General features: G+C 47.6%; 20 protein-coding genes. 5 read left to right on the forward strand and 15 right to left on the reverse strand.

Annotation, left to right across the window (positions count from 1 at the left end; all coding sequences use genetic code 11):
• Positions 1-103: 103 nt before the first annotated feature.
• Complete coding sequence (locus tag M1K58_RS19770; RefSeq protein ID WP_256760599.1) at positions 104-2,305, forward strand: methyl-accepting chemotaxis protein; 2,202 nt, start codon at positions 104-106, stop codon at positions 2,303-2,305.
• 173 nt (positions 2,306-2,478) lie between these two features.
• Here the strand turns inward: M1K58_RS19770 and M1K58_RS19775 are convergent, their stop codons facing one another.
• Entirely contained in the window at positions 2,479-2,928 is a 450-nt protein-coding gene (locus tag M1K58_RS19775) for an SRPBCC domain-containing protein (protein ID WP_256760600.1), read from the reverse strand.
• 149 nt (positions 2,929-3,077) lie between these two features.
• On the opposite strand from M1K58_RS19775, the gene M1K58_RS19780 reads away from it, so the two are divergent.
• Positions 3,078-3,899, forward strand: coding sequence for a helix-turn-helix transcriptional regulator (locus tag M1K58_RS19780; protein ID WP_256760601.1), 822 nt, complete (start codon positions 3,078-3,080; stop codon positions 3,897-3,899).
• A gap of 19 nt (positions 3,900-3,918) precedes the next feature.
• Here M1K58_RS19780 and M1K58_RS19785 read toward each other — a convergent pair whose 3' ends face one another.
• The 8 genes from M1K58_RS19785 to M1K58_RS19820 all read right to left on the reverse strand — a co-directional run bounded on the left by M1K58_RS19785 (position 3,919) and on the right by M1K58_RS19820 (position 12,606).
• On the reverse strand, positions 3,919-5,058 hold the full coding sequence (locus M1K58_RS19785; RefSeq protein WP_256760602.1) for a winged helix DNA-binding domain-containing protein: 1,140 nt from the start codon (positions 5,056-5,058) through the stop codon (positions 3,919-3,921).
• A gap of 106 nt (positions 5,059-5,164) precedes the next feature.
• Positions 5,165-6,193: a Gfo/Idh/MocA family protein gene (locus M1K58_RS19790; RefSeq protein ID WP_256760603.1), complete on the reverse strand. Its 1,029-nt coding sequence runs from the start codon at positions 6,191-6,193 to the stop codon at positions 5,165-5,167.
• A 32-nt stretch (positions 6,194-6,225) separates the two neighbouring features.
• Positions 6,226-7,110: a hypothetical protein gene (locus M1K58_RS19795; protein WP_256760604.1), complete on the reverse strand. Its 885-nt coding sequence runs from the start codon at positions 7,108-7,110 to the stop codon at positions 6,226-6,228.
• Between the two features lie 13 nt (positions 7,111-7,123).
• Positions 7,124-7,960 (reverse strand): PIG-L deacetylase family protein, encoded by an 837-nt coding sequence (locus M1K58_RS19800; RefSeq protein WP_256760605.1) that lies wholly within the window; start codon positions 7,958-7,960, stop codon positions 7,124-7,126.
• Between the two features lie 28 nt (positions 7,961-7,988).
• Positions 7,989-9,029 carry a sugar phosphate isomerase/epimerase family protein gene (locus tag M1K58_RS19805; protein WP_256760606.1) on the reverse strand — a complete coding sequence of 347 codons (1,041 nt, stop codon included), beginning with the start codon at positions 9,027-9,029 and terminating at the stop codon, positions 7,989-7,991.
• 109 nt (positions 9,030-9,138) lie between these two features.
• Positions 9,139-10,737, reverse strand: coding sequence for an extracellular solute-binding protein (locus tag M1K58_RS19810; protein ID WP_256760607.1), 1,599 nt, complete (start codon positions 10,735-10,737; stop codon positions 9,139-9,141).
• Between the two features lie 75 nt (positions 10,738-10,812).
• Positions 10,813-11,691, reverse strand: coding sequence for a carbohydrate ABC transporter permease (locus tag M1K58_RS19815; protein WP_256760608.1), 879 nt, complete (start codon positions 11,689-11,691; stop codon positions 10,813-10,815).
• A gap of 18 nt (positions 11,692-11,709) precedes the next feature.
• Complete coding sequence (locus M1K58_RS19820; protein ID WP_256760609.1) at positions 11,710-12,606, reverse strand: ABC transporter permease; 897 nt, start codon at positions 12,604-12,606, stop codon at positions 11,710-11,712.
• A gap of 237 nt (positions 12,607-12,843) precedes the next feature.
• On the opposite strand from M1K58_RS19820, the gene M1K58_RS19825 reads away from it, so the two are divergent.
• Entirely contained in the window at positions 12,844-15,180 is a 2,337-nt protein-coding gene (locus M1K58_RS19825) for a helix-turn-helix domain-containing protein (RefSeq protein WP_256760610.1), read from the forward strand.
• Position 15,181: 1 nt separating this feature from the next.
• Here the strand turns inward: M1K58_RS19825 and M1K58_RS19830 are convergent, their stop codons facing one another.
• Together M1K58_RS19830 and M1K58_RS19835 are read right to left on the reverse strand one after the other, a co-directional pair.
• Positions 15,182-16,015, reverse strand: a complete 834-nt coding sequence (locus M1K58_RS19830) for an aminoglycoside 6-adenylyltransferase (RefSeq protein ID WP_256760611.1) — start codon at positions 16,013-16,015, stop codon at positions 15,182-15,184.
• A 126-nt stretch (positions 16,016-16,141) separates the two neighbouring features.
• The gene (locus M1K58_RS19835) at positions 16,142-16,573 is read right to left on the reverse strand and encodes a universal stress protein (RefSeq protein WP_256760612.1); all 432 of its coding nucleotides are present in this window, start codon (positions 16,571-16,573) and stop codon (positions 16,142-16,144) included.
• 141 nt (positions 16,574-16,714) lie between these two features.
• Between M1K58_RS19835 and M1K58_RS19840 the strand changes: the two genes are divergently transcribed.
• Positions 16,715-17,227, forward strand: a complete 513-nt coding sequence (locus tag M1K58_RS19840) for a DUF1648 domain-containing protein (RefSeq protein ID WP_256760613.1) — start codon at positions 16,715-16,717, stop codon at positions 17,225-17,227.
• 73 nt (positions 17,228-17,300) lie between these two features.
• Entirely contained in the window at positions 17,301-19,223 is a 1,923-nt protein-coding gene (locus M1K58_RS19845; protein ID WP_256760614.1) for an ABC-F family ATP-binding cassette domain-containing protein, read from the forward strand.
• A 73-nt stretch (positions 19,224-19,296) separates the two neighbouring features.
• Here the strand turns inward: M1K58_RS19845 and M1K58_RS19850 are convergent, their stop codons facing one another.
• From M1K58_RS19850 to M1K58_RS19865, 4 genes are all read right to left on the reverse strand, one after another.
• Positions 19,297-19,662, reverse strand: coding sequence for an antibiotic biosynthesis monooxygenase (locus M1K58_RS19850; protein ID WP_256760615.1), 366 nt, complete (start codon positions 19,660-19,662; stop codon positions 19,297-19,299).
• A 93-nt stretch (positions 19,663-19,755) separates the two neighbouring features.
• On the reverse strand, positions 19,756-20,724 hold the full coding sequence (locus M1K58_RS19855) for a 2,3-diaminopropionate biosynthesis protein SbnB (protein ID WP_256760616.1): 969 nt from the start codon (positions 20,722-20,724) through the stop codon (positions 19,756-19,758).
• Between the two features lie 67 nt (positions 20,725-20,791).
• Positions 20,792-21,763, reverse strand: coding sequence for a 2,3-diaminopropionate biosynthesis protein SbnA (gene sbnA, locus M1K58_RS19860; protein WP_256760617.1), 972 nt, complete (start codon positions 21,761-21,763; stop codon positions 20,792-20,794).
• A gap of 17 nt (positions 21,764-21,780) precedes the next feature.
• Positions 21,781-23,016 carry an acyl-CoA synthetase family protein gene (locus M1K58_RS19865; protein WP_256760618.1) on the reverse strand — a complete coding sequence of 412 codons (1,236 nt, stop codon included), beginning with the start codon at positions 23,014-23,016 and terminating at the stop codon, positions 21,781-21,783.
• Positions 23,017-23,083 lie beyond the last annotated feature (67 nt).

The raw sequence follows: 23,083 nt of genomic DNA on the forward strand, positions 1-23,083 counted from the left end.
TAGAATTCGACAAATTTTACAAACCATGTGCTTATGGATGATCTTTAGTTAAATATTTCCTATTAGAGTTAGAGTAAGTGCTGACTCTCTAGGAGGAATACTTGTGATCGGTAACCATAGGTGGATGCAGAATTGGAAAATGTGGATTTCGGGGTTTCGTTCGATTCAAAATCGATTCTTGCTTGTGTTTATGTCTGTGATTCTAGTGATCACGATAACGATGACAGGGGTGAGCTATTCTTTCTCTAGAGATTTGATCGCTAAAGGGATTGAGGAGAAAATGAAGAGCCAGACGCATCAATACGTGAATGAGATCGAGAGTAAGCTCATATCGGCGGTCCTTACTCCTCAATCCTTGGCACCTGTTGTTGAAGCAGAGGGTTGGCTAGGCGGAACGATCTCTTATGGCGAGCCCTATATGGATCAAGCGACTGGGACAGCGATGGTTCAGGCTTCTATCCCTTATTACGATGAAGGTGCATCGTTCATTGGTTATGCGAAGCAGGATATTAGCTTAGATAGCATACAACAATTGGCCACAAGCATTACGGTCGGTACGAACAGATCAGCTTTTATCATGGATAAGCAAGGCATGGTCTTGGCAAGTAAGGACTATGTTAAAGTCATGAAGGTGAGGCTGCCGGAGGATTCTAACGAATCGTTGGCGGAATTAGCGGGGAGAATGCTAGGTGCTGTGACTGCGGTTACCGAGGTGAATTCGGGTGCTACTGCGACTAATGAAAGCGAACCGAGTGAAAGTATAGCAAGCGAAGAGATATCAGATTCGAATGAAGAAGCTCCTGCTGATGCGGCAGATGATGTGGAAAGCGATTTAGGTGATCTAGGTTTAGAAATCGATCTAGGCTCCGATGATATTTCTGGTTCCGAAGCTGAAGCTGAGGATGCGGATGCCCTAGAAACCATAGAAAGCAGCCCTTCGACGGATATTGTCAGTAACATCGCCGCCCCTCAAGAAAATGCGATTCCGGAGATCGTGGAGGTTGAAGGATTGGATGCTTACAAGAAGTCCGGACGAACGATGCGCGTCTATTATGCTACGATTCCAAGCACGGGGTGGATGCTTGCACTTTCTGTTCCCGAGAGCGAGTTATATGGATCTTTGTTTAAAATATTCGAACCTATGAGCTTCATTATTATCGGCGCCTGCTTGATAGTTGGATGGTTTGCGCATTTGTATAGCAGATACATTCTTAAGAACGTAAGAGACATTAACCGTCTAGCTCTCGCGATGTCGGAGGGTGATTTCACGAAACGCACGCTCATACGATCGGGCAATGAGCTCCAGAGTCTCGGGGATAGCTTTAACCAGACTCTGGATGGGCTATGCGAAACGATGGATAGCATCTCACAATCTTCGATCGAGATGTCCTCTCACGCGAACCAGATGAAGACGGGTACAGAGGAGACGACTCGGGCAGCGGAGGAAATTGCGAGCTCGATACAGAGCGTGTCAACAGGCGCTGAGCAAGAAGCCCGAATCATATTGGGTTTCAAGGAAGTGGCTCAGGAGGTACTCGTTCAGGTCAAAGAAATCCATGTGAGTACGGCACGAATGACTGATTTAGCGTCAAAAGCTCGGAAGGCTTCGGCAGGTGGCAATCAATCGTTATCGCTCGTCATGAAGCAAATGGTTTCCATTCATCAATCCGTGCAAGCCTCGTCGAAGGATGTCCTGAAGCTGAAGCAGCATTCGAACGCCATCGATGAGATTGTTACCTTCATTACCTCTATCGCAACGCAGACGAGCCTTCTCTCATTGAATGCGGCGATTGAAGCGGCTAGAGCGGGAGAATCGGGTAAAGGCTTTTCTGCCGTATCAGCTGAAATACGCAAACTGGCGGATCAATCTGCCAAGTCTGCCGAAGAAATTAGTAATCTGCTGGCAGAAATTCAAGGCTCAATTACACAGGCAGTAAGCAGTATGGAAGAGGGCTCGGGTGCTGTTGAAGTAGGAATTGAGCGGGCACGGGATGCGGAGAAATCATTCAGTGAAATCGGGAGCAGCATCGAGAAGGTCACGCAGCAAGCGTCCGGTGTCAAAGATTCTATTCGGCAGATCGAAGAGAGTACGGGAAATATGACGTCCTCCGTGAAGGATATGCTACTGCTTGCATCCAAGAATGCGAACGATTCAAGTAATATAGCAGCTGCGGCCGAGCAGCAGAACGCCTCCATGCAGCAAGTGGCGGCATCCGCGGTGCTTCTAGCTGATCTATCTCAACAATTGAAGCTGAAGGTGCAGCCCTTTAGAAAGGCGAGGGATTTACGGAAGCTATCCGGATAATGAGGATATAAGCGAAAAGGGGTGTCTCAGAAAGGTCTATATAGACTTTCTGAGACACCCCTTTTGATTTGCCGCCCAAACAAGAATCCGGAACGATTAGCGCTATGGCGTAGCGTTACTTAGATGCAGACAACCCAATCTAAAGTCGATAAGGTGATGCCATAGCGCTAATCCTACCAGCCAAAGTTAAGTGTCTTGCCTGTCTCCGCATAAGTTTTAACGTTGCTTAAGATCATTGGCCAGCTTTCGGCTGTTTTGTCGAACGAAGGGTGGTTGTCCGACCACTGATCGTTGACCAGTGTCAGCTTCGTGGTTTCGCCATAAGGCTCAAGCGTAATCGTGATGCGGCTTTCCAGTTGTGCGTGATTAGGGTTGTAGGACGGCCCAGGATGCTCGATGCAGCTAAACACTTTATTCGGTTCGAAAACGAGTATGGTGCCATATACATGAACCGTCTCCTCCCCTTCAGAGCCAGGTCCAACATATTCGTACGAGCTGCCTTCCTCGAAAGTCGATTGGATGACGCAGCCGAAGAATGTAGCTCTAGTCCCTTCCGGCGAGACGAACACCTGCCATAGTTTCTCCGCTGGTACTCCGACATACGATACAAATTTTAATTCCATATTCGTAAACCCCTTTCATTTGGATACCGGTTAATGGTTGTCGTTAGCGGATATATGCATCCAGGTAACTGGCTCTTATGTTAGAATATTCACGTAGGAAAGTATTGTAAAAATACGACAGATTGAAAAGCCGAGGTGTGATCCTTTTCATGCATCCTAAAGCGGATAATACAACGAAGGGTATTTTGTTGCCTGATATCGGTAAGATGAAGTTTAAGCTGACTCGTTATGAGCCTGCTGAGCAATTGCGAGCATATATTGAGCATTATTGGGTCGTAGAGTGGGATTTAAGAGGACAGGAGCCTTACCGACAAGCCGTTCTTTCCCATCCCAATGTTAATATCGTGTTTGAAGCTGAGCATACTCGGATTCATGGGATTTGGGACAAAACCTCAACACAGCTATTGGAGGGGCAAGGAAGCGTATTTGCTATCAAATTCATGCCTGGGGGATTTTATCCCTTCTTACAAAGGCCGCTCTCGACGTTAACTCGTCAATCTATTGATTTGGTAGATATATTCGGCGACGAGAGCATTTTGTTGGAAAATGACATTGTAGCTGCGGAGAATGTGGCTGCTCAGGTCGAACGGAGCAATCGTTTTTTTGTCACTCGCTTGCAGGAACATCCAGATAAGAACGTCGTGTTAGTCAATCGGATGGTAGCTGTTCTCGTCGCTGAACCGGACATTCTCAAGGTGGAACAGCTGGCTGTTCGCTTCGATGTAAGTGTAAGGACGTTGCAGAGGCTTTTCGATCGGTACGTCGGAATAAGCCCGAAAGGGGTCATCCAACGTTACCGACTTCATGAGGTAGCCGAACAGATCGAGAAGGGTGACATCATCGACTGGTTAAAGCTGAGCTTGGATATGGGCTATTTCGATCAAGCCCACTTTATTAAAGATTTCAAGGCGGTGCTGGGCAAGACGCCTGATGAATATATGAGTACAATCGAGAAGGCAAGAAAAGGATGAGGATAACGCGTCGACAGGATTAAAGGAATGTATCTGCAAATTGAATATCATGGATGGCACAGTCAACCGCGGCGAACTTAAGTAGCTCGTGGCCTTCCTCGACTAAGGCTGCCTTGTCCTTCTTATCTATGGGCCTGAAAGGTTCAAGGATAAGAGTCGCGGCGTTACGCTGGCGCGCAATCTTCCAGATTCCTTTAACATATCCATCGACCAGGAAAGTCGCCCGGATGATGCCATTTATCGTGAACACGCGCAAACGGTCCTCTTCAGAGATGATGCGGGTTCGATCCGCATGGGATAAGAGAGCGTTGTCGAATTCGGGCATGAAACGCACGGGGACTGGGGTATCGGGATCAGGTAATGGGGCTCCGGGCACGTCGAACAATTCATTCCCTTGCTCGTCGTGGAAAATCTGCAGATGGGGACGCATCCGTCCCACGACCTCATTTAGTCGCGTTAGACCGGACCATACCTGCATATCCTTCACTGTTGCTGGTCCGAAAGCCGCTAAGTATCGCTCAATCATCATTTCCAATGACCCTTCTGTGGAAAGCTCGCTCCCAAGCCAGGCTTCTGCTGAAGTATGGGTAGCCTGTCCACTCTCTCCCCAGAGTCCTCGCGGCGGCACCTGAACAAGCGGGACATACGTTCGGACGGCACCGGCAATGGACTCTGAGCGGTGCCCCTGCCACTCCTTCTCCGCCATCAGCAGAGTGCTAATTTCGCTGAAAGTACGGGGCTGTTCCTCCACAAGCACCCGTCCAGCGGCTGCTAGAGAATTCTCATCAATTCCCGTGAGGTTTTTGCCGTGATTTCCCTTTAAGCCACGTTCGAGAACGGGCTGAACGAGAGGGCGAAGGATCAAGCAATCGCGAGCTGTAACGAGATGAATCGTCGAGCGCATGAGCGCGATGCGTACAGCTTGTCGAGATTGGATGAGTTTAGCTAGATCAGTGTGGGTGAATCCAAGAAGCCGCGTCCATAACCCGAAATAGGGTGGATTAGGGGCTTGAGCTTGCATGCCTACTAGGTGCTCCAAAGCTTCCTCGACGGAAATGCTGCTACGTTTAATCAGCATCTGCCGTTCAAGCAAGGCACGGTTAAGAGCGCGGTTTCCAAGAATAGGTTTATTAAGGTTGGCCGTTTCTTTAACACTCATGCTATGTAGTTGCCTCCTAAACTTATGGCTCACTAGCTCTTAGCTTGATTATAAACGAACAACCCTGACATTAGACTGTCAGGGTTGTTCGTTTATACCTAATTTATTAATGATTTAAGTCCTGTAAGTAAACTTTTCTACCTGTATGTGCGGAGAGATACAGCGCTTCAAGGGTTTCGGCAAGCGCTATTCCATCATCAACGCCTGTCGGTAACTCAGACTGTCCTTGAATTGCCTTTAGCCACAATGAAAGGGTGGACTCTCCAGCTTCAGACAATGTAGGCGCCTTCTGAACGTCATTCGAATCTTCTTTATCTGGAGTGAAATATCGGACAAAGCTGTCCGATGGTTGAAGCAGCTTGCGATGAACTCCCGTTGCGCCTCCACCTAAGAAACTTCCCGACGTTCCGTAGAGCTCTATTGAATAGGGAGATTGGCTGGCGGAATAACTCGTATCGCATATCGCAATTGCACAATTAGCGAACTCGAATAGGCACGCTGCGTTGTCTTCTGCGTTATGACCTGTATACCTGGTAGTAATGGCGGTAACAGCAACCGGTTTTCCTAGAATCCATCGCATGAGGTATAGACAATGCGCGCCGAGGTCGGTGAATACACCATAGGGTGTGTCAAGATATCTAGACGCTAGAGGAACCTCCCCGGTTGCGCCGTCGTGAGCGTTCCGAATTCTAATGCTCGTGATGTCTCCAATTGCGCCTGTGATCGCCACTTTCTTGGCAGCTAGATTGACAGGCCAATGTCTTAACGACATGTCTATCGTGAAATGGATGTTTGAATGTCGAATCCAACCCGCTACCCGGTTCGCTTCGTGAAGGGTGAGGGCTAATACTTGATCTACTAGCACGTGCTTGTAAGCTTTGGCTGCCATCTCAATCAGCGAAGAGGCTTGTTCGGGAGAGCTATTGATAATAACGCCATCTAAGCTAGACATTGCTAGAAGCGCAGTCAAGTCGGGCTCGAAGCGGACACCAAACTCTTTAGCAAAAGTTTTACCCCTCTCTAAGTCATCGTCCCAGATGGCAATGATCTTCGCTTCAGGATGAAGAGCTAAATCCCTGACAAAGCTCTTGGCATGATAATGGTTCCAACAGCTGAGCATGGCTATATTAGGCATAATAATTCCTCCGATTCACAGACTTTCGTAAGCTATAGATTCACCGCGATGATCGCCAGAATTCCGACTAGAATGCCTAGTGCGCCGCCTTTAGTCAGCTTCTCTTTAAAGACGAAAGTGGAGACGAGTGTCAATAGCACGATCATGCTGCCGTTAACGAATGGATATAGGTAGGCTCCCGGCAATCGGTTGGCAAGGTAGACCATCAGAGCATTTCCGACTCCTGTCGATAAGCCTATACCGCCGATAAGAATGAAGGTGCTCCAAGCAACCCTAGTGCTCGGAGTAAGTCGGATACGATTACGAATCCCACCGGTTCCGATCCAGCAGAGGAACGAACAGATAAATGCTGCAGAGAAGCCAACGATCATCAATTCAGTTGCTTCACTTCCGTCCAGCATAGATTGATGAGTTTTGGCGAGTACCGGAATGAGTCCATTAAACAAGAATGCGAGAAGACAGTAAGTCATCCAGCGTTTCTGCTGCTGTACATGCTGCTCCTGTCTCCCCCCGAAGATTTGAATGAAATAGAAAGATAGTAGAAATAAGACCAGACCTATGATCTTAAGTGGCCCCGCAGCTTCACGCCATAGTGTCATACTAGCAACGACGGGTACCATCAAACTTACAGAGAAATAAAACGAAGAATAAGATAATGGACCGGTATTCATCGCTCGAGTGTAGAAAAACATCGTCAGGGTAAAGGTGACGCCGTAAAGGGAGCCTATCGTCCAAGTACCCGTACTGATCGTGATTGATCCGACGAATATTTGCCATAGAAGCAAGCCGACGGCAATCAATGCGCTGTAGGTGGTTATAAGTCCGAACAACGCCTGATTCGACCGTAGTTCAGGTAGCTTTTTAAGGCATAGCGTTTGAATGACGAACATCAGGGCAGCGATAGCGGCTAGTAGCACATTTCCTCCTGAATCATGACTCTATCGATGGGAACATCGGGAAGAGAGATCTCATCTCATCGTCGTTAGGGCGACGTCCGTAATGGGCGATTTCGAATGGTTCCGCGTACTGAATGCTGTCGGCGCGTTCTTTGCCGTACCATCTGCTCAGAGCAGGCTTCATCTCATCGGAAACGACCATGAATTCGGCCCAATATTTTAGAAGGTACAATTTCTTGTCTTCCCAGCTCTCGGGAACCTGATTCAGTAACCCAGACTGCCAAGGAGCGAATTCATAGAATTGTGAAGCATGGGCATCGCACGCAAGGAGCTTCTTCTCCATGACTGCTGTAATATCTATGACGATATCAGCCTTGTAACGGTCTTTCATCGAATAATCAGGCATCAGAAGCACAACAGGTGATTGGTTCAACATGGGGACTTCCGGAATCGCATTTGGTGTCTTAACGATGAAAGAGGCTGCATCGCTTACGACTTTACCCGCATACCGATTATCCGCATGTTTGCCCCCTTCAGGATGGAAAGTAATGACCACATCCGCTTTCCAAGCACGGATTTGCCGAATAACTTCATTACGTACGGGTATTGTTGGAAGTAGCTCTCCGTCTGGCGTATCAAGCACCTCATATTCGTCAATTCCGAGCTGTTGGGCTGCCTTCACTGCTTCGTTTCTTCTCCGCTCGACCAATTCCATGCCACTAATGGCATAATGACCACAGCAGCCATTCGTTAAAGACAGAAATTTAACTCGATGTCCCATCTCTGCGAACAACGCAGCAGTTCCTCCGGCGTAGATGTCCGGTTCATCGGGATGAGCACCAATGACGATAACCCTTAATTCCTTATTCATATCAATATCCTCCATTCATTCGTATAAATTAATCGTTCAGGTCTAGTTCCTTCAACACTTGTTGAAGATACTTTCGAGAGGAGTCCAAGCGTTCATCTATTTCATCCCAATAGCTGATCGCCTCATAGATTTCAGGACTTATCCATTCTCCGGAAGCAATACGCTTCTCGCATAGGGCGGCCAATCGAACGAGCTCGGCCACTTCCGCCATGCTGAGGTCGGGGTGAACGTCTCGCCACTGGTCTACGTAGATGTCCATATGCATAAGTCCTTTGTGATCCTCAACTTGCAAGTGCAAATCCGGGTTTACCTTGCCGATCTCTGCGAGTATTGCCGGGTAGTCGACGATTCCTTGCCCGGAGGCTTTCAATTGGCGCACAAGTCCAGTTTCGGAAAAATAGAGAATGCCATCTTTGGCATGCATTTGGTGAATATAAGGAGCAGCGCGCTTGGCTACCGCAACCGGATCTTCAGCGCGGGACAACACATTAGCTGTATCGAACGCGACACCGATAACGTCATCTCCGACTTCCTTGATCATTCTCAGAATTTCGTAAGAGGTAATTTCCTCATGTGTTTCTAGATTAATGCGTGCGCCGGAATCTCTTAGTGCAGGCGCTAGCAGCTTTAAGAATCGGGTCGTGGCTTGAAGCTGTTCCTCCCAAGTTACGTCTGTACGGAAGCGGTCGTTTACGAAGTATCCGGTATGCCCGCCACGCCAGCCTGCGGTTACTCCGATCAACTCTTTCGAGCCCATCTCGACGGCGGCGTAAATCTGTTTCTCCACAGCTAGTTTGTAATCTCCACCGCCGATCTGCCATATTTCCGGCGAGTCCATCGTGTTGTACGGGTTGACCAGCCCGATTCCAAAATCAACGTACATGCCGAGTTGCTTGGCGTGTGCTGAGGCTTCTCTTAACTCACCAATATCCAGAGTTTTTGATACGAAGATAGGAGATTTATAATAAACGCCTTCATATCCGTCAGCTTTCGCTTTTTCTAGTACCTGACTGATGGATAGATGCTCGTCCTTCAAATATCCATGATGCAGTTCGATGCCCACTTTCATTTTTGTTACCTCCTGTTATCATTTCTGCCTTCTTAGTAGAGCAAACGCTGGGGAGTCCCTTGCAGAGAAGAAGGGGCTTTCCCAGCGTTTGTTTAACCGAAACGGTCGATTACTTTAATGTGCCGTTATAGATTTCGAGCAGCTTGGACACGCCTTTTTCGTTGATTTCCTTCACGTAGCTGTCCCAGCCGGCATCGACGGAATTTTTGCCATAGATGAATTGTTCTTGGGTCCGCATGAAGAGGTCGTTTACGGTTGTCGTTCTCATCGTTTCTTCTTCTTTGTCTGCAGGTGTCAGCTTAGGCACCTTCTGGACGGCAGGGAACCAGCCTTTTTCATTAGCCTCCACAGTTAACTTATCCACGAGAGGACTGTTCAGAACTTTGGAGAACCAGTCGTAGGTGAACACAGTTGTCAAATTGTTGTTGGAAGCGCCGATGTTCCATAACGCTTTCTGCACGCTTCCACCGTTCTTAACAGCGTCCGTGAAATCACGTTTACCGTCAATTTCCACGAACGTTTCATCTTGAATGCCCCATGTGCCGAGATTAATCGCTTCGTCGCTATACATCCAGTTCACATATTCCAGTAATTTATCGAAGTTCGGTTTTTTAGCCGCGCTCGCTGGAATGACATAAGCAGAGATAATGCGCTGGGCTGAAGGACCTTTCACGCCTCCTGGACCCGCGATTGGAGGGAGCGGAGCCAGTTCGAAGTCGGGTGATACGTTTTTCTTGCCATCGGCATTGATCTGACCGAGCTCACTAATCCATGTATAAGTGAATACGCTCTGACCTGTCGCCATCTTCTGCTTCCATTGGTCCGTGCTGGAGGTGAAAATCTCCGGATCGGCCAAGCCTTCTTTCATCAGGCGACTAAAATAGGAGACGTATTGCTTATAGTTGTCGCTTGTATAGGAGTATTCGAATTCATTTTTGTCGGAGTTGAACATAAATCCGTTATGTGTAGGTCCGATTCCCCATGCCGAACCCGACAGATTAATTAAGCCGACGGCGCCGTTCAAGTTGGCCATTGGAAAGCTTTTCGGATCAGCTTCCTTAAATTTTTTCAGCACTTCGTATAGCTCGTCCATCGTTGTCGGAGTTTTCAGATTGTGCTTTTTTAGTAGATCGACACGGATGACTGGAGCGGTGGTATACATATTCGATTCGAACATGAACGGAACTCCGTATACTTTACCGTCCTTAAGCGTCCAGTTGTCTAGTTCGTCGGAAATGGCGTATTGGTCAAGCTTTTGCTTCAGGTTCGGTAGCTTATCCATGTAGTCGCTGATCGGTAGCAACACTCCGGTCTGGGCGAATTCCGTATAGACTTTCAGTGGGACGAAACTTACCAGGTCGGGAGCGGAGCCCGAACTGAGCACGATTTTGAGTTTGTTTTCATAGTCGGCGTCCGGAGTCGGTTGTATGTTCAACTTAACGTTAGCCAGCTTCTGGAATTGCTCCAGAACGGGCCATGAAGCATTAAAAGGATACGAGGGGTTGTCGTTATACATCATGGAGATGGTGACTGGTCCTTCCCCGGCGCTCCCTTTGGATGCTTCTCCGCCGGTTTCTTGCCCGGATGAGCCCGTATTCGAACCCGTGTTTGAGCTTGAGCAAGCGGATAAGATAGTGGACATCGCCAACGTAAATGCGAGACCTCCGGTTAGCCATTTGCTCTTCTTTCTGTCTTGTGATTCTTTCATTTTAAAACTACCTCCCTTGATTTAATTAATCTATCATAAAAGCTGTTCAGGCTGGGCCTGCAAAAGTAACGGTAATCAACCCTTAACAGAGCCGATCATGACACCTTTAGCGAAGTACTTCTGGGTAAACGGAAACAGAACCATAATGGGCAGCGTGGTAGACATGATGGCTGCGGCTTTCAACGATGCCGTCGAGACTCTGTCTCCGGTGTCGCCGACTTGTCCGACGTTGCCGGCTAGATCTGATCCGACGATAATGTTGCGAATGATCATCATAACCGGATGTCTCTCCGTGCTGTTTAAGTAAATCATGGAGTTGAACCAGTTATTCCAGTAATAAACCGTTAGGAACAAAGTGATGGCCGCCAGAATCGGCTTAGATAACGGAAGAACGATTTGCATGAGAATGCGGAACGGATTCAAGCCGTCCAGCATCGCGGATTCTTCGATTTCCTCCGGGATGCCTTGAAAGTAAGTCATCATGAGTAATAAGTAGTAAGGCGTAATACTGAAGGGTAGGACGATCGCCCAGATGCTGTCAATGAGGCCTAGACTTTTGACTAACATGTATGTGGGAATAAGACCCCCACTGAAGAACATCGTGAACATGATGAATAGTACAAGAGGCTTGCGTCCCTTCAATGCCCTCTTGGATAACGGATAGGCGCAGATGGTGAGCAAGAACAGGCCTATCGCCGTTCCGATCATCGTCTGAATAATTGAATTCTTAAAGCCTGCGATGATGCTAGGATGTTGGAAAACACGAGCATAAGCTTCCAGGTTGAAGCCTTTGGGCAATAAACCAACCCTGCCCCCTACGACTGCGCCGGAATCGCTTAGCGACACAGAGAGAAGGTGTAGGAAAGGAAATAAGATCGAAGCTGTAATGCACAGCATCACAAACGAATTAAAAGCCATGAACCATTTGAAACCGGTCGAGCGGCGGTAGAGCATATCATTTCTCCTTCTTGGCTAGTACAAAGAGAAGCCAGATATTTTCTTCGAGAGGTAATTGCCTGCTGACACGAGCATGAGCCCGATCAGACCGCCGAACAGACCAACGGCTGTAGCATAGCTGTAATTGTTATTTTGCAAGCCCATGCGGAATACGAACGTGTCGATGATGTCACTTGTCGTGGAATTGCTAGGCGTATAGAGCAACAATACTTTCTCAAAGCCGAGCGCCAGCATGGAGCCTAACGAGATGATTAGCACGACAGAAATGGTTGGCAATATTTGCGGAATCGTTACGCTAATCGTTTGGCGCCATCGGCCTGCGCCATCCATTTCCGCCGCTTCGTATAGCTGTGTATCAACCGAGGAGAGCGCCGCCGTATAGATGATCGCATTCCATCCCATGAACTGCCATATATCAGATGTAATGTAGATCGTGCGGAACCAATCTGCCTCATTCATGAAGAAAATCGGATCAACGCCGAAATATCCGAGAAAGTCGTTCGCGATTCCGTTCGTAGGAGAGAGAAGCTCTTTCAGTATTCCTACGACGACGATGACCGCGACGAAATTAGGAAAATAAGAGATCGTTTGAATGAGCGTCTTTATTTTTTTGCCCAGTATCTCGTTCAATAGAAGTGCAAAAATAATAGGGAAAGTGAACGAAATGACCAAATTCAAAATGCTGAGCACGAGCGAGTTCTGGAAAGCCGACCAGAAGGACGGATCATTCCAAAACATTTTGAAATACCGGAGTCCAACCCATTCCTCTCCGTACATAGAGCCACCAGGCACGTATTTACGAAAGGCGAGGACGTTGCCAACGATCGGTCCATATTTGAAAATTAGGAAATACGCGATCGGTAACACGAGCATTAAATAGTAATGATAGTTGCGTTTCAAGTAAGGGCTCACCTGCAGCCTAACCTCCTTCGTTTGTTCTCCCCCTATCCAAACACATCCGGCATGAGGTTCCTACAGCCAACTTCGGACCTCTGTCACACGGTTATACGAATACGAAGTCACGAAAAAGGACCATGTAACACTTTTCTACCTAATTGTGAGAGTAGAGGATACAGTTATTGACGGCATGCGTGGTACATAATACCCTTAGGTTTACGTCTCTAGGCGTAATAAGAGGGGGAGATGTACATGGGGCGATTGGCGAATATATGGAGGGTTAGCTTCAGGAGCATTTTCTTCCGATTTATTATTTTGTTTATCTCCATCTCCGTGTTGATCCAGATTATCAATTTCGTAACCTATAATATATATTTACAATACGTGCAGGATCGGATCGAAAGAAATTACGATAGTTCGCTTTCTAACGTTGCCGATTCGCTCAACCATATGTTCGAGGGCATCTATCAATCTAACTTCCTGCTTTCGCTTGATCAGAGTGTTCTAAGTGTGTTCACCGGTGAAAGTGATACCAAGGGTGGGATTTCTCAGTATGCAGATATCAGCCAAACCGTTCGCTCCTTGGCCCGAATCAAATACATCGACTCATCGATCGACAGCGCATACATATTCAAACGCAAAGACGATCTGATCATCAGCAATGAGGGGACGTATTCAGCATCCTTTTTCTATGACAAGGTGTACAGATTCAAAGAATATCCAGCTGATTTCTGGAAAGCTCACAATTCTAGCTACAAACTGTTCTCCATTCTGCCGCCTTCGCAGATTAGCGGGTCGGAACTGAATGAAGGAAAGGTCATTATCCCGATTGTTCAGTCGAAGATCGCCGAGTATTGGTCCAACAATCTGTATGTCATTAATCTGAACGCTCAATCCATCGTGCGCCTATTACAGGACTACAAGCTTACGCCGGGTAGCGTACTGTTCATCGCCGACAAGAATGGGACGATGCTTGCTTCCTCAGAGGCGGATTATGTACGCAATCTCGAGCTGCAGGCCTTCATGAACCAGCTTCATGAAGCACCTAATGTCATGTCGGAAGCTGTCTATAAAAACCAAAAAATGAGGATCGTGACCCTCAATACGAATTTTTTCTATAACGATGTAGTCATGATAGCCGGCGTGCCGGAAAACGATATTCGCAGCAGCTTGAGCAATATGGAGAAATTAAGATGGATTTCGGCAATCTTCACGCTGCTGCTCTCCTTAATCCTGTCCGTCGCCTTCAGTAAAAACTTGTACGCGCCCATCAAGTCGTTAGTCGATCGGATGAGCGGACCTCAGCTTAAGGGCAAACGAGCCGTGAACGAGTTCGAGTATCTGAATGATGAAATCGGGCGAATCATGAATAACGTACAATCTCTGAATCAACAGCTTTCTTATGCGCTTCCGCTTGCGAACGAGCAATTCTTGGTGAAAATGCTGAAATACAACTACTTATATGATGACCTTAGTGTTGAAGCCTACCAGAAGAATAGTAGCTTCTCGTTCGAGAACGACCATTTCATCATCGCCATGTTCCAGTTCAACTTCCGGAAGCCGTTCTACGATTCCTTCAACGAGAAATTTCAAAACGATTCATCACGAATGTTGATGAAATTACTGAAGTCTTTGCTGCCTTTGGATTACCCCTGTTATGTGCTGGAAATGGATTCGCATTTGTTCTGCCTGCTCGCCAACGTTCCAGAGGGGACGGATCAGTATTTATATGAACGGTACAGCGAGGAAATCGTGGAATTGTTCCGTAAGGATGAGGACTTTTTGAGGGTTCATGCGGGCATCGGAAGCATTCATGAGAGCTACAAAGGCATGCGTCAATCTTACATTGAAGCGATGAAGGCGCTTTGGCGTATATCCCCTTTCGATGGTAAACGAGTTTATACATTTAATGAATCGGATCATGAAGGTGATGTCACAAGATATTTGCTAGGCAAAGAGGACGAGAACCGATTATTCAACCTTTTATTGACCGGTAAAAAAGAGGAGCTGCATAATCTGCTGAAGCAGATCATCAATTACAATCTCCAAGCAGGCATAACCGCCTCACTGCTGCGAGAGCTATACATGCGGTTCTATATGATCGGTCTGCAGGTTCTGAAGCAAAGGGATAAAGAGCTGGATGAGGGAGTCGGTAATTTGTACACGGGCTTTATCCTCTCGGACCAATCGATATCCGTCGACGAAATAACGGAATCTATTTTTTCCTACTTCGAAAATATCATCATTATATGTAATGAAACGAATGTTAAGTTCGATGTTAGTTCTTTCAGAACGTTCATTGATGAGCATTATCAGGAGGATATTCATCTGGAGCTGCTGGCGCAGAAGTATAATACTTCTGCGCAATATATGTCGCGTATGCTGAAGCGAGAGTTAGGAGTGGGCTTTCAGGATTATTTGCTTGATCTTAGAATCCGCAAAGCGAAGGAGCTGCTTGCCCAGTCGGACCAGAAAATCAGCGATATCTTGGAGGCTGTCGGCTTCAACAACCGCAACACATTTATTCGAGCTTTCAAGGGCAAAGAGGGTATTACGCCTAGTGAGTATCGAAATAATATGAGCAAGTAACCTATCGAACTGACCTTAGCTGCTTGAGGTATAGGGTCACTCTCTGGTCGTCCTCATAAGGGTATTCATAGCCAAGCTTATCTGCTACCGCGATTCCAATTGTTCTAGTAAGTGTTCCGGTTTCAAACAGTGCATCCCAATTGTGCTCGGAATCATTTCCGACATAGGTATGGGCAAAGCTAGTCCAAATGTCCTCAGGCAAATCACGCTGAAGCCATCTCCCAGCTTTCCCAGAGTTGATTGTCCAATCGCTGTTCATCCCGACGTACCACGTTAACAGTGTGACCAAGGCATCCCTCACAACAACGTCGAGCATGTATTTGGCATAGGGTAACTCTTTTCTCCAGAGTCCCTTGGCGACATTCGTTGAGCACCACCAGATTTCGTTAAGGGTTTCGTCAAACTGTTGCCGTGAAGGCTTGGTCGTAACATAGGATCGATCGCTAGGGGATTCAACTGTGCCCATAAGGTTATCCTTGTCTAGAAGCACCATAGTTAAGCTATCCGTGGGCTCAACAATGTGCTCAACCTTGCGTATAGAGAGGTCGATTCGAACGCCATCGGTAAACTGCATGAGGAAAATTTCCCACTGCTCATTATTCTCTTCAATTTGATTATGCTGCATGATGATGAGCTCGCCGAAGCGGGCAATCCACTCTTGATTGCTCACAAAAGGGGCGATATCCGTCACACCGAAAATAACATCGTAATCGCATAGCAAATCCTGTGTGACGTTCGGGTTTACGCGTGAGCCATTCAGAAGAACAACCTTAACCAAAGGGTCACACAAAGCAAATTCTAATATCTGAGCGATAACCTCTTTATCATTTCTCATAGGAGCACCTGTTTATTGTTAGGATTAGAGAAGCTGCAGCTTCCTGTGATAGAACGAAAGCCTGACCATCAATCGGCCAGGCTTGTCTTGTTTGTTTTGAAACATTCAGTTGTATGCGATGGTAAATTACTTCATAATCATAACAGGAATGTGGGCATGAAGAATGACATTGTGGCTCACGCTTCCGACCATAAATTCTTTAAGGGAGCTTAAGCCTCTGCTACCCATGATAATTACGTCACATGCATTATTTTCCGCATAATCGACAATCGCTTCTGCGGGGGAGCCGGCAAGCACAACAACATTCGTATGTGGAATCTCAGTTGTCATTTCCTTAACCTTCTCTATAATGGCATCGCCTTGCTCCTTTACTTGCTCCTGATAGGAACTAGGCTGAGCAAAAGTCATATCCGCAATGATAACGGGCTGCAGGTTGATGACGTGCGCAACTGTAAGTTGGGTTGTAGAGTCTGTTTTCGCTAATTGAATGGCTTTTTCTAACGCTTTGGCAGCTGGTTTGGAGCCGTCATAGGGGACTAGAATGTGATTGAAGATCATAGTGAACCCTCCCAATGTAGTTAGTAAGAATCTTAGTGCTTACATAGAATATAAACCTATAACGTGCAGTTTGCCACTTTAAACGGGGCTTTACTCGTAATTACATCGAAACTATTAATTCTCTTGTCTGGAGGTCCTCCTATGTCTGCATTAGATCGCGTACAACCTAAGCTAAACCTTCCTATCACAGGATTCGAACGGTTCCTTAACTATCTCACTCTATTCGTCCTTATTGGAACAATCCTTTATCTTTGTTTTCAATGGTCTGATCTTCCATCTACAGTAGCCACACATTTCAACGGCAAAGGGGAAGCCGATGGATGGGGGAGTAAGGGAATGTTGTTTCTTCTACCGGCAATCTCCTTAGCCTTGTATATCGGGTTAACAACCCTTTCGCGGCATCCCTATGTTTATAATTACCCTGTTCCAATTACGGAGCAGAATGCTGCGATTCAATATGTGATGGCTAGAAAGCTGATCTACTGGATCAATCTTGAGCTTGTGAGCTTGTTTAGCTATATCGTTTGGAGTAGTGTTCAGTCAGCCCAAGACCAGGGTAGCGATGGGATGGGCGCCTGGTTTTTACCTACTACTCTCGTCGTCCTATTTGGATCGATAGCGATTTATTTGAATCGTGCGATTAGAAGGAAATAAGCGGGACGAGGATTTTGTGATATGATACGGAGAGTTGTTCCGTATACTAGTGATAAAGTAGGTTGATGATTTCATGCATTTACTATCCGTTGAAAATATATCGAAAAGCTATAGCGACAAAATTCTGTTCGAAGACGTTACTTTCGGCATCGAAACCGGAGATAAGTTCGGAATCATAGGGGTTAACGGTACGGGAAAGTCGACGCTGCTGAAGGTCATTGCCGGACTGGAGACCGCAGATTCAGGAAAAATATCGATCGGTCGATCCGTTGTGCTGCGAATGCTGGCACAGGATCCGGTGTTCGCGCAGGACGAGACGGCTCTTGAGCATGTGCTCGGTGGACATTCTCCACAGCTAAAGGCAGTTCGTGAATATGCCGAGATTATGGAAGCTTTGGCGCTCAATCCAGACGATGCTAAGCTGCATGAACGATTGATTGCCGCCAACCAACAGATGGATGAGCTAGAGGCTTGGCAGCTAGAGAGCGAAGCCAAGACTGCGCTAACGAAGCTTGGCATTCATAACTATGAGGATAAAGTATCGACGTTCTCAGGTGGGCAACGGAAGCGGGTTGCAATGGCTGCTGCGCTTCTTCAACCGTCAGACATATTGATCTTAGATGAGCCCACGAACCACATCGATAATGATTCGGTCGCATGGCTCGAGGGTATGCTGCAGAAGCGTAGAGGCGCTTTGCTAATGATTACGCATGATCGGTATTTCCTCGATCGGGTCAGTAACCGCGTCATTGAGCTGGATCAGGGTCGGGCATTTTTCTATGAAGCGAATTACAGTCACTTCCTTGAGCTTAAGCTGGAGAGGGAAGAGCGGGAGGCGTCTTCGGAAGCGAAACGCAAAAACTTGCTTCGAAATGAGCTGGCGTGGATACGTCGAGGCGCACAAGCGCGTTCGACGAAGCAGAAGGCGCGGATTGATCGGTTCGAGATTCTGAAGGAGCAAGGGCCGAAGGCTTCCGCTGGCAAGATGGATGTGTCGATCGCTTCTTCAAGGCTGGGCAAGAAGATCATTGAAATAGAGAAGCTTACGAAGCAGCTAGGCGATCGTACACTTATTAAGGACTTGAGTTATATCGCCGTTCCGGAGGACCGTGTCGGGATCGTCGGAAAGAATGGCAGCGGGAAGTCTACGTTGCTTAAGCTAATTGCAGGGAAGCTTATGCCCGATACAGGTAGCGTGGAGCTTGGAACGACCGTTAAGCTAGGTTGGTTCAGTCAAGAGCATGAAGAGATGGATGAGTCGCTTCGGGTTATGGAATATATCCGTGAAGGTGCGGATCAAGTTAAGACTTCAGATGGCTCTACGATATCCGCGGGGCAAATGCTTGAGCGCTTTCTATTCTCACCTTCCATGCAGTGGACGGTCATCTCCAAGCTGTCGGGTGGGGAGAAGCGTCGTCTACAATTGATGCGAGTGCTGCTGAATGCACCGAATGTGCTACTCCTAGATGAGCCCACGAATGACTTGGATATTTCCACGCTGACAGTGCTGGAAGATTATTTAGATGATTTTCCGGGCGTCGTCATTGTCGTTTCTCATGATCGGTATTTTCTCGATCGTACCGTCAGTCGTATTCTGGCCTTTGAAGGGGACGGGGTAGTGACGCATCATACAGGTAACTATACCGACTATCAGGAGTATACTGAGCGGAAAGAAACCTTGAAGCAAGCAAATGATGAGCCTGCCAAAGCCGTAGCAGAGCCTCCTAAGCCTGAAAGCAAGGAACGTCTGGTCGTCAAGATGTCGTATAAGGATCAGAAGGATTTTGAGTCAATTGATGATTGGATTTCCGAGACGGAGCAAGAAATCCATTCGGTTGCAGCTAAGATGGAAGCAGCAAGTAGCGACTCAGCTCGGCTTCAAGAGCTAGGGGCGGAACAACAGCGTCTTGAGACGAAGTTGGAAGGGCTGCTTGAGCGTTGGACGGAGCTTAATGAGCTAGCAGAGCAAATTGCGGCGAATAAGAACGGGAAATAAAACTTAAGCGTAAGCAAAACAGGCGAGAACCCATCCGAGTTGGTGGATTCTCGCCTGTTTTATTCGATCCTCCTTATTCCCCTGGAAAGGTGAATGCAACTTCATGAATGCTTAGCTTCGCACCGAGCATAATGCCGGAGCCTGACTTCGGCTGTTCGCCATGGCTTGGCTGACCTTCAGCAGCAGCGGCTTCGGGTTTCGGACGGGAATGGGAATGTGCTTGCTTGAACGCATCGCTGTTCACCCATCCGTCGAATGCGTCCTTGCTCTCCCAAGTTGTACACACTTTAAGCTCATCGTGCTCCTCGCCTGCTTCGGTCAGTAGCTCCATGCGGATAAAACCGGGTGCATGCTGCACGCCTTTAGGATTTTTGAACCGTTCGACGACTTCACCGACGTGGCCTGATTTGATTTTTATTGTATTGATCGCAACTATCATTGTGATTTCCCCCTTCAATTGAGCTCGCACCTTCTATTGTAACAAACCTCAGGCGCAATCAGAAATGAAGGGTAGGGATTACCGTAGAATCACTCAATCTACCAATCTGACCCCGATACCACGCCTCTCGGCTTCCCGCCAGTAGTAAGCCGCAATCGCTATATCGAAAGCGGCCATACCCATCGGATTAAAGAAAATGGGCTCGGTTGGGGCAAAAAACTGCAATGCCTGTGCAAATACAACATCTCTCAGAGTCACGGTATCGCTCTCCATAAGTCCCTTTTGTACATGAAGCAGTTCGATGTCCGTATTTTCACGACACACCTCGCGCCAATGATCGACGACTATGGCTTTGATGGCCTGAACGCTATTTGGCATGTACTCCCGTAACGAAACGTTCATGAGCAAAGAGCCCAAAGGTGGAGGCTCATCGATATAACGAGCAGTGGAGGAGGTACAGGTGAAGACAATGTCACTTTGTCGATAAACCTCCTGCCAATGGGCAGCGATAATCGCTTTGGTGCGTAATTGAGGTTCGAGCAAGGCAGGGTCAATGCCCTTGAGATCGAACAGCCGCACGCTGTCCAGCCTATCGCCATACAATGCCATGACCATCTCCATATGCCTTTGCCCAATCGGACCCCATCCGATCATCCCGACATGGTATATCGGATGGCGTTCCAGAGCCATATAATGTCGTAGCATAGCCGCGCTAACCGCAGCAGTGCGTATTTCACTAAGCTGTCCGCTATTGATGACTGCAACGGGAACGCCATTATCCGGGTCATTCAGAATGACCGTGCTGTGAGCTCGAGGAATTCCGTGCGTTACGTTGCCCGGAAAGCTGGCAATCCACTTAATACCGCTGATGTTCGTCTCCCCACCGACGAAGGAGGGCATGGCAATAATGCGGTTACTCGGATGCTTGAATCGCAAATACGGCTTAATAGGCTGGACGATTTCCGGTGTACCTGTAAGCTGCAATGTAGACTCGATGATAGAAGTGAGTAGGGACCAATCGATACCTATTTCGCGAATATGACCATCGTTTAAGTAAATCATGCTGCCGAACCCACTCCTTCATCACACATCATTGACATGCCCCTATTATAGCGAGCCTACTCACCGCTCACTCACTACCGACATGCTGCCGAACCCACTCTTCGTTGTAAACGGTGTCCAAATACCGCTCCCCCCGATCGGGAAGAATGGCTACACATATCGCTCCTGCGGGGATTTCATCCTGCATGGCCCGAATCGCAGCAATTACGCCACCCGAAGAGGCGCCAGCCATGATAGCTTCGGACTGGACAAGCTCAAGGCATCCTTCGATACATTGGCGTTCGGACACTTCTATGACCCGATCAACCAACTCTGTGCGATTAATCGGAGGCGGCAGAGCTGCACCTAATCCAGGGAATTGTCGCACCCCTTTTACACCACCGAAAATCACGCTCCCTACAGCATCTACGGCTATGATCTGCGTAGGTAGATTATTGAGCTTTAACCTTTCCGCGCAGCCTCGTACCGTCCCACAGGAGCTGACTCCACAGAACAAATAATCGATATGGGGCAGTACCTCTAGAATCTCTGGCATTGTCGAATGATAATGTGCCAAATAGTTGTTAGGGTTGCTGTATTGGTTCGTCCAATAGCAGCTTTTGATTTCTTGCTGAAGCTTCTTGACCCGCGCGATTCTTGCTGGTAGATAATCGCCACTACCGGGATCAGGCTCAGTCACCATCTCAATTTCCCCGTGAAGGGAGCGAATGAGCTTCAAGTGTGTATCCGTCGTACGAGGATCTACGACACACACGAAACGTAACCCAAGGTATCGACAAATCTGTGCGAGACTTACAGCCATATTGCCGGAGCTCGATTCGATCACAGTCGTATCATGGTCAATTTCACCTGTTCGAATGGCTTCACGTACAATATTCAGAGCAGGACGATCCTTAGCGCTGCCTCCGGGGTTCATCATCTCTAGCTTGGCATACACCTGATAGGGTGCATCAGAGAATAGTTGCTTGAGAGGAATGAGTGGTGTGCGGCCGATCGTCTGGCACAGCCCATCCATGATGTTTAAGCTGTTCAAGGCCATATGCGGGATGCCCCCTCTCAGTCATGGAAAATTCTTTTGTGCTTAAGCACCGTATGATCGAATGTGATGTCCGAAGGGATGACCCGAAGCTCATCTAGCAATCCACCTCGAATCATAATGCCGATTTCAGGAATATGATCTCGCAGCTCCTGCTCGATCCGTTTATAAACGACTGGACTCTTCTCCTTGCTATCGATATGCACGGTAAGCCTGTTGGCTTGGACGTGAACCCGTACTTTGGCTTCCTTCAGATGACGATAGACGACGCCCTCGATGTCGTAGATGCTAATTTTTTCTCCATGCTTAAGCTCGGGACCAATGCGCCTTACGACAGCTTGAAAGCTCATCTTCCATTGCCCATCCACAAGAATAGGTCGTAAATCTCGAACAATATCGTACGTCACATATCTAAGAGCTGGGAATAGATCGCGATGCAATGAGGTGAGCACCAATACGGATTCGTTCTCATGTAAGGGTTCATCAATATCTCGGCTAAACAATGCTTGTGCGGGAACCCCTTCAGCTTCAATTCCTTCTGTAAATAGATATCTACCAAGCTCATGCGAATAATAAGCGATCGTACCGATTTCAATGGACCCATATGTGTCGGTAATATTTTCGGGAGCAAGCTGCAGCTGATCGGCAATACTGCGAAGCCATGCGGGGGATGCAATCTCACCGACAAGGATGACTTGGCGAATCCCATAGGAGGCAGGATCAGCGATGGACGCGGACAATAAGCGATCTAATAGGGAAGGCATCGTGTAGAGAACATGGGGGCGGAGAGTCTTCAATCGTTCTAAATGCTGTTCGATAGGTTGCTGAAATGCGATGGAGTCCGCGGTGACCCCGATTCGTTCGAAAATGCTTATAGCTGTACTGGCTGCATGACCTGTACCCATATCTGACAAGGCTGTAAGGTCAACGGAGCGTATGAGAATTTGTTGAAAAAGGTCGGCTTTAATCCGGATATATTGCTGTTCATCATCCGCGGAGTAGTAGATCGCTTTACGGCGAAGTGAGCTCGTTCCAGAAGTTCTATAGCAGGTGATTGTGTCAGAAGGAGTTCGCGTTGCGAAGGGCTGCTCCTTACCATAATAATGCTGCTCCAATAACTCCGATGTGAGGAGGGGGAGCTGGTTTAGGGAATGAATTTCATCAATATTCAAGCTGTTGTCCACAAGAATTTGCCCGAACCAAGGGAAGTTTTCGCGAACCTGCTCTATTTTTGCGCGTAGCTGAAACTCATTCAAGCTATTCCCTCCAACCTTCGCCACCATAGTTGATATTCAATTATATGTTCGGGATCATAGCAGGTTC

It is taken from the genome of Cohnella sp. WQ 127256 (assembly GCF_024519285.1).
Lineage (GTDB): Bacteria > Bacillota > Bacilli > Paenibacillales > Paenibacillaceae > Cohnella.